Source organism: Pseudomonas sp. P5_A2_2 (assembly GCF_054177685.1).
On sequence record NZ_JBGCUL010000261.1, the window covers coordinates 1 to 5518 of the forward strand.

A 5518-nucleotide genomic window follows, 5' to 3' on the forward strand; every position below is an offset into this window, starting at 1 on the left:
GCCCAGGGCCAACGTCTCCAGCGCCCTGAGCGTCGCGGCCAGTGAGCGAAAGCCCAGAGAATCGCAACTGCCAGCCAGACGATGCGCCAGTTGCGCGATCTCTGTGCAGTCATCGGCGGCCATGGCTTCATTCAACGCATCGCGGTGTTGCAGAATCGAGTCGCGCAGTACCGACAGCAGGCCCTGGACCTTTTGCTCGCCGAGCAGGTTGCGATGGGTCTGCAACAACGGCCAGTCCATTGCCTCGTCGCTCAGCAGCGACTCGGCGACCGGCGCATGACCTTCCAGCACCTGGCGCAGGTTTTCCAGCTTCAAGGGCTTGGCCAGGACACCGTCCATGCCGGCCTCCAGATAACCGCGCACCAGCGCCGGCTGCACGCTGGCGGTCAGGGCGAAGATGCGGGTGTGGCGATTCGGCCCATCGCTGTTGCGGATCTGCCGGCATAACTCGACTCCGCTGATGCCCGGCAGATGCACGTCCAGCAACAGCAGGTCGAAAGCCCGCGCCGCGCAGTGTTGCAACGCCTGCTCTGCCTCTTCGGCCAGCCATACCCGGTGACCGTCCCGCTGCAGCAAACCCTTGGCCACTTCGCGGTTGAGCGCCACGTCTTCGACCACCAGGATGTTCAGTGCCGGCCCCGCCGCGCGAACCGGCGGGGCCTCAGCCACGCCGCTGGCCGGCTGCAAGGACAGCTCGAACCRGAAACAACTGCCGCGCCCCACTTCACTGTCCACGCCGATGCAGCCGCCCATCTGCTCCACCAGATGTTTGYAGATCGCCAACCCCAACCCGGTGCCACCAAAGCGCTGGGCGACTTCTTCGCTGGCCTGGGTGAAACGCTCGAAAATCTTCGCCTGCATCAAAGGGGCAATGCCGATGCCGTCGTCAGTGACACTGACCCGCAGCCGCTGCCCCGCCCGTTCGCCGGTTTCGCAGAGAAGCGCGACCTCGACGCTGACCTCGCCGCCTTCGGTGAACTTGATCGCGTTGGCCAGCAGGTTGCTCAGCACCTGGCGCAGGAATTGCTCGGCGCCGTGATGATGTTCGGCAATGCGCTGATCGATGCGGCAACTGAGGATCGTATCGTTGTTCAGCGCTCGCGGTTCCAACAGTGTCAGTACCTCATCGAGTAACTGGCGCAGCGAGAAATCCACCGGCTCGGGATGGCTGACGCCCTCCTCCAGCTTGGCGAAATACAGCACTTCATTGAGGATCGTCAGCAAGCCTTCACCGGCCTTGTGCAAGGCGTCCAGGCGTTTGCCGTCCCGGGCATCCAGACGCGCGCCGCGCAGCAGTTCGGCCATGCCGAGAATGCCATTGAGGGGCGTGCGCAGTTCGTGGCTCATGGTCGCCAGAAACCGCGACTTGGCGAGGTTGGCCGCTTCCGCCTCGTCTTTGGCGCGCATCAGGCTGGCGGTACGGCGCTCGACCATTTTCAGCAATTCATCGCGGTTGTCCTGCAAGGCCAGGCGATCGGTTTCCCGGCGCTCGATGTCCCGCAGGATCGCCCGGCGCATGTCGTCCAGCGCATGGGCCACGGTGTCGATTTCGTCGCTGCCGCGGCGCTTGTCCAGGTGCAGGGGTTCCTGCCATTCACCGGCGGCGATGCGCCGGGCAAACTCGGCCATGACTTTCAGGTGCCGGGTCACCAGTCGATAAAACAATCCTGACAGCGCCACGGCCAGACCGCAGAGAAACACCGCCATCCACAACAGGCTGGTCAAACCGGTGGCGTAGAGACGCTGGTACACCGCGCCCAGATCCGTGCTCACTTCCAGTTCGCCAAGGTTACGTAGCGGGCCGGACGGCGGCTGATAGTCCAGGGCAAAGCGCTCGATACGCAGCGGTCCCGCCGGGGTTGGATTGCCCTGTACCAGGTCGAAATCGGCGCTGGTCAAGTGCACCCGCGCGACGTCGGAGAAGTCCACCAGCCCGCGCAACTGCACGTTCAACTGCTCCTGGTTCAAATCCCAGAGGCTGCGTTCCAGGCTGGCCAGGTAGCCGGCGCGGATCAGCTCCATGCGCGAATCGATGTCGCGCATTTCCCGCCGATACTCGATGTACAGTTGCACGCTGCTGGCCAGCACGGTGAAGCACAGGCTGAACAACAGAATGAACAGCAACAGGCGCCGCAACAGTCCACCGGGGCGCGCGCGAATCATTGCGCATCTGCCGGCAGGTTGATCATGTCGCGGTAGGTCACTTCGCTCTCGTTGAGCCAGCGCTCGAYGTCACCGGCATCGACCATGCGCTGCAACTGCGCATTGATCTCGGGCATGCGAGTGGCCAAGGGCGAGCGCCGCGACACAGCGACCCGCAGATAGTCCACGCTCAATGCCTTGGGCAAGGCAACGATGTCCTGGCCGCCGGGCAGGTTTTCCACGTACAACTGGCCGGTGCGTCGCTCCTGGGTGATGAAATCGATGCGCCCGCGAATCAGCTTGCCGAAGTTCTGGTGGCTGTCGGACACCCATTCGATATTGTTGTTGTGCGCAACCATGCGATCGAACTCCACACCGTAGCTCTCGCCGAACAACAGGCCGCCACGGTAATGGGCCAGATCGTCCAGTTGTTCGAATTTCACCGGGTGTTGGCGGTTGATGAACAGCGCCACTTCTTCACGCAATACCGGCACCGTCGAGAACAGCATGCTTTGCTCCCGTTGCGCGGTGCTGTAGGCCAGCACCACATCGACCCGGCCTTCGGCGGCGTCCAGCAGGCAGCGTTTCCAGTTGCCCAGCACGACTATCTCGACCTCGTAACCCAACTGGCCAAACAGGCTTTTCACCACGCTCGGCGCCAGGCCGCGCACCTGCTTGCCGTCGCTCCAGGAGATCGGCGGGTACACCGGGTAATCGCAATAGCGAACCTTGTCCGCCGCGACGGCATGGCCGGCCACCAGCATCGCCAGCAGGCAGAGCCATCGCGCCATCAGCTTCAGGCCGCCACGCAGGCAGTGAACAGGTAACCGGCGCCGTGAATGGTGATGATCAACTGCGGTTCGGCCGGGTCGTCGTGCAACTTGCGGCGCAGGCGCCCGACCAGCACGTCGATGGAGCGGTCGTTGGGCACCCATTCGCGGTTGCGGATCTGGTCCATCAACTGATCGCGGCTGAGGGTGTGGCCGCTGTTGCGCAGGAACACGCTGAGCAACTGGTATTCGCCGTGGGTCAGCAGGGTTTCGCTGCCCGACGCATCGATCAGGCGACGGCGGTCGGTGTCCAGTGACCAGTCGGCAAATTGCTTGACCGGCTTGGCCACCGCGACGGCAGGCGCAGGCGTTTGCGCATGACGTACCCGGCGAATCAGGTTTTTCGCCCGGGACACCAGCTCCCTTGGATTGAGGGGTTTGATCACGTAGTCATCGGCGCCGCATTCGAGGCCGACGATGCGGTCGATTTCGTCATTGCGCCCGGTGATCAGGATGATCCCGACCTCCGACCGCACCCGCAGCTCACGGGTCAGGGTCAGGCCGTCCTTGCCCGGCAGGCGGATGTCGAGCATTACCAGGTCGACACTCTGGCTGGCCAGGAAGGTTTCCGCCAGTTCCGCCGTGGCGGCGCAATGGACGTCGTAGCCTTCCTGGGACAGGTAGGCGTGCAACAGATCGCGAATCAGCGGATCGTCATCGACGATCAATACCCGAGGAGTCATCGCTTGGTGTCCGGCATAGGCCCGGGGGGCCAGTTTCTTATTAGAGTGTTTTCCTGCATCGGCGCCAGAGAGTATCGATTGCTGAACGACTGATCAACAGTCGCTCGTCTGCACGCAAAAGCGCTGGCGTCCGCCGGCCTGCAAACCATCGACCCAGGCCTCGCAAATCTGGATGCCCTGCTCCGGGGTGAAGGTACCCGGGTTCAGCCCGTACTCCAGCCACAAGCCGTCGAGCAAGGCGCTGAGGCTGATAGCCGCGAGGTCGGCGTCGAAGTTTTCCCAGCCCTCCTCCCGGGCCARTTCCGCCAGCACCTTGCGCAGGATGCCGCGATACTCGCCATAGGAATGATCGTGGGCCTGGTTGATGGCCTCGGCGGTTTTCACCGCGCCCCAGAACGCCAGCCAGGCATCGATCAGTTGCGGATCGAGCAATTCGGCGGAAAACGAACCGCGGAAAAACGCCGACAAGCGCTCCCGGGCATTCGGAGCGGCTTGCTCCATCGCGTCGCGCAGCAGGGTCATCACTCGCCCGGTGATCGCCATGTAGGCCTCGGCCACCAGTTCGTCCTTGCCGGAATAGTGATGACTGATCAGCCCCACCGAGACCCCGGCCTCAGCGGAAATCTTGCGGATCGACGCGCCCTGGAAACCATGACGCTTGAGGCACACCAGCGTCGCCTCGATCAGGTTGGCTTTGCGCAACTCCGGTTCCATGCGGGAAAAACGGGCTTCCTGATTCATCGGCGACACGCTCCTTGGTTGAATCGTTCAGGCCCACACGGGTTAGCGGCGGGCTGAACGACTGTACAGCAAGAGCGGGCCATTTCTCCAGTCAGTTGGCAGTCTGGTAGACCGTGGCGCGCCCATCGCGGGCAAGCCACGCTCCCACAGGATCTCGGTTGTTCGCGGGTTTTGCGTACACCCACTCCCACAGGGTTTGTGGGTGTACGCAAGATCTGCGAACAACCCAAACCACTGTGGGAGCGAGCTTGCTCGCGATGAGGTCAGTCCATACAACATAGGATCTGGATCAGTCGCGGTAACCCGGCGCAACTCGATTCAGCATTCGCAACAACGCCGCCCAGGCCAGTTGCATGGCATCGGGATCGCTCAGTTCACCCTCCTCCAACGGACGCCCCGGATCATTGAACTGCCGCTCGGTATGCGCGCAGATTTCGTGTGAAGGCAGTACCACTTCCCCGGCGGCTTGCGCGGCCAACTGAATTTCACAAGCCTTTTCCAGGTAATACATGCGCAGGAATGCCTGGCTCACCGTCTCGCCGAGGGTCAGCAAACCATGGTTGCGCAGCATCAGTACCGGCTTGTCGCCCAGGTCCGCCACCAGCCGTTGCTGCTCGCTCAGGTCCAGCGCCACGCCCTCGTAGTCGTGGTAGGCAACGCGGCCATAGAACTCCATGGAAATCTGATTGACCGGCAACAACCCGCACTTCAACGCCGCCACCGCGCACCCGGATCTGGTGTGGGTGTGCAGCACGCATTGCGCATCTTTGCGGGCGCCATGGACGGCGCTGTGGATCACGAAACCGGCCGGGTTGACCGGGTACGGCGACGGCTCCACGGCGTGACCATCGAGGTCTATTTTTACCAGATTGGACGCGGTGATCTCGTCGAACATCAGCCCGTAAGGGTTGATCAGAAAGTGATGCTCCGGCCCCGGAATGCGCACCGAGATGTGGGTGAAGATCAGATCGGTCATGCGAAAGTGCGCAATCAAACGGTAACAGGCCGCCAGTTCCTCACGCAGGCGCTGCTCGGTGGCGCTGCGTTCGGGTGCCCGGTGGGTGGCGATGTTGTTCATTCTTGTGGTTCTCCAGGCTGATCGGCTGGGGCAGACAGTAAGGC

Annotated in this window: 5 protein-coding genes; all 5 read right to left on the bottom strand. The window is 62.8% G+C overall.

What is annotated here, in order from left to right; genetic code table 11:
• On the bottom strand, positions 1-2163 hold a 2163-nt coding region (locus tag ACXRVY_RS15675; RefSeq protein ID WP_458237711.1), incomplete at its 3' end, for an ATP-binding protein.
• Positions 2160-2933, bottom strand: a complete 774-nt coding sequence (locus tag ACXRVY_RS15680; protein ID WP_458237712.1) for a substrate-binding periplasmic protein — start codon at positions 2931-2933, stop codon at positions 2160-2162. The genes ACXRVY_RS15680 and ACXRVY_RS15675, both read right to left, overlap by 4 nt.
• Before the next feature lie 5 nt (positions 2934-2938).
• Positions 2939-3655, bottom strand: coding sequence for a response regulator (locus ACXRVY_RS15685; RefSeq protein ID WP_223460733.1), 717 nt, complete (start codon positions 3653-3655; stop codon positions 2939-2941).
• A 93-nt stretch (positions 3656-3748) separates the two neighbouring features.
• Entirely contained in the window at positions 3749-4396 is a 648-nt protein-coding gene (locus ACXRVY_RS15690) for a TetR family transcriptional regulator C-terminal domain-containing protein (protein ID WP_223460734.1), read from the bottom strand.
• Positions 4397-4685: 289 nt separating this feature from the next.
• Positions 4686-5474, bottom strand: coding sequence for a class II aldolase/adducin family protein (locus ACXRVY_RS15695; protein ID WP_223460736.1), 789 nt, complete (start codon positions 5472-5474; stop codon positions 4686-4688).
• Between the last annotated feature and the right edge of the window lie 44 nt (positions 5475-5518).

Bases quoted from the DNA above. Each gene is read 5' to 3' on its own strand.
- ACXRVY_RS15685 (WP_223460733.1), bottom strand. From the start codon at position 3,655: ATGACTCCTCGGGTATTGATCGTCGATGACGATCCGCTGATTCGCGAT.
- ACXRVY_RS15695 (WP_223460736.1), bottom strand. From the start codon at position 5,474: ATGAACAACATCGCCACCCACCGGGCACCCGAACGCAGCGCCACCGAG.